This window comes from Marinobacter fuscus, from assembly GCF_003007675.1.
Lineage (GTDB): Bacteria > Pseudomonadota > Gammaproteobacteria > Pseudomonadales > Oleiphilaceae > Marinobacter > Marinobacter fuscus.
Map to the genome: position 1 here is coordinate 1 of NZ_PXNP01000070.1, position 2,207 is coordinate 2,207.

Annotated in this window: 3 protein-coding genes; 1 reads left to right on the forward strand and 2 read right to left on the reverse strand. The window is 54.4% G+C overall.

Features of this window, described 5'->3' with window-relative positions:
* Positions 1 to 69: 69 nt before the first annotated feature.
* Together C7H09_RS09445 and C7H09_RS09450 are read right to left on the reverse strand one after the other, a co-directional pair.
* Positions 70 to 378: a hypothetical protein gene (locus tag C7H09_RS09445; protein WP_106761488.1), complete on the reverse strand. Its 309-nt coding sequence runs from the start codon at positions 376 to 378 to the stop codon at positions 70 to 72.
* 126 nt (positions 379 to 504) lie between these two features.
* Complete coding sequence (locus tag C7H09_RS09450; RefSeq protein ID WP_084342486.1) at positions 505 to 804, reverse strand: hypothetical protein; 300 nt, start codon at positions 802 to 804, stop codon at positions 505 to 507.
* 111 nt (positions 805 to 915) lie between these two features.
* On the opposite strand from C7H09_RS09450, the gene C7H09_RS09455 reads away from it, so the two are divergent.
* Positions 916 to 1,941: an IS110 family RNA-guided transposase gene (locus C7H09_RS09455; RefSeq protein ID WP_106762037.1), complete on the forward strand. Its 1,026-nt coding sequence runs from the start codon at positions 916 to 918 to the stop codon at positions 1,939 to 1,941.
* The last annotated feature ends 266 nt before the right edge of the window (positions 1,942 to 2,207 follow it).

Genomic DNA, 2,207 nt, shown 5'->3' on the forward strand with positions numbered 1-2,207 from the left:
TAACGCGAAGCACAGCGGCGGCCCGACAGGGGCGTCCGGCGGCCATCAGCCGCGTACTGCTGCGATTTGTTAAGTTTTTGCGCGGTTCTTAATCGCAACAATGGGCATGATGATTACCAAGCTATAGAGAAGCATACCAACAGTAAGAGTAGCAAACTCAAGCAATTCAATACCGCGACCCGGTATGTCGAATACGGTATAACTCCATACTCCGGCACTCACACCAATGACAGAATAGATCAAGCCACGGAAGTACGTTCCAATACCAGCCTTCTTGAGTAACGGCCCTCCAATGAGCGCGATAATTCCAGCGGCAAAAAATATCGGGATCGAGTTTACGACAGCGCTTTCAAGCATGAATTCAATAATGCTGTTCACGGCTTCTCCCTAAACTTAACGCCGCGAAGCACGCGCGGTTGCGGAATGGAGGCGAAGCCGCAATGCAGTAACCGTCGCCGTGGCTTGCCTGGTTAGCACTGCTCAACTGAACGCCTGTGGCTAAAGTCAAAATGGTATTCCGTCTTCATCTTCCTCTGTTGCACCTGATTCGGTAGGCGGCTCAGGGCCAGAAAGAGCGTCTTCAACCGGCATCAGCTCCCACAACTCGCTCTGATGGAGCCAAATCGGATCAGCATTCTCCTCGATGAACTGATCTACAGGCATACCATCCACGGTTGGTGGCCGCTTTATTCTGACTTGCTTACCGTTCATAAAGACCCACTGGTACTTCCTTTGCCGCTCTGCCTTCGCGGCTTTCTTTGCTCTCTTTTGAGCCGGAGTGAGCTTTTTCTTAACCTTTGCCATATCTGAACTTTTTGGTGCTAACGAATGATATGGACTCCCCCTGCTCCCACGGCATCTATGTGCCACATTGAAGGTGTCTGACATCTTCAATCAAAAGCAGGAGGAGTCACCATGAATGTTACAACCATTGGCATCGATCTGGCGAAAACTGTGTTCAGTATTCATGGCACCAATCAACACGGCAAGGTCGTGGTTCGCAAACGGCTCAATCGCCCCAAACTGTTGGCGTTCTTCGCACAACTGCCGCCGTGCCTGATCGGCATGGAAGCCTGTTCCGGTGCCCATTACTGGGCTCGGGAGTTAACCAAACTCGGCCACGATGCCCGGATCATTGCGCCCCGCTTTGTCGCTCCGTATCGCAAGAGCAGCAAGAACGACGACAACGATGCCGAGGCCATCTGCGAAGCCGTCAGCCGGCCCAATATGCGCTTTGTTCCAGTTAAGACTGAGGACCAACAAGCGGTACTGTGCCTTCACCGCATTCGCCGTGGGTTAACCAAAGAGCGCACAGCCCAGATCAATCAGATTCGCGGGCTGTTAGCCGAGTTCGGACTGATTATCCCCCAGGGGCGCTATCATGCCCGACACCGGATTCCCGAAATCCTGGAAGATGCCGAAAACGGTTTGCCCATGCTCGCACGGCGTTTACTCAACAACATCAACCAGCGCATTCTCCAGCTCGATGAAGAGATCCTGGCCTATGACCGGGAAATCGAAGCCATGGCCCGGCGCGACGAGCAGGCCAAACGGCTAATGGCCATTCCAGGAATAGGACCACAAACTGCCACCGCGATCTTGGCCAGTGCGCCCGATCCCAGACAGTTCAAAAGCGGACGACACTTCGCCGCCTGGCTGGGGCTTGTACCCAGGCAGTACTCGACCGGAGGCAAGCCCCGGCTGGGTAGAATCACCAAGCGCGGGGACAAGTACCTGCGAATGTTGCTGATCCATGGCACCCGAGCGGTGATTGCCAAACTCGCCGACAAACACGATCAACTCAGCGAGTGGGCTAAAGAGTTGGTGGAACGCCGCGGCTACAAACGAGCCGCCGTAGCATTGGCCGCCAAGAATGCCCGGATTATCTGGGCGCTGTTGATGAACCAAACCGAGTTTAAAACACAGCCTATGGAGGGCTGATAACCAGGCACCAACGACAGGCAGAACACGCCTGCCAGCCGAGTCTAGCAACGGCAAGCGATGACGGAACGGTCAGACCGAGAGTGATTGAACCTGTTAAGCCTTGCGGCTGATACAAGCCGACTAACGAATGAGGTCATCACTCACACGCATCATCATCCTGGCCCGGGCAAAAGCGCCCAACAAGAGGCCGAATGTAGAGCTGCAGTCTCAAACCGCTTCGAAATCAAATGGCGTTGCTTGACCGCAGGGGGAGTCCATGTAGC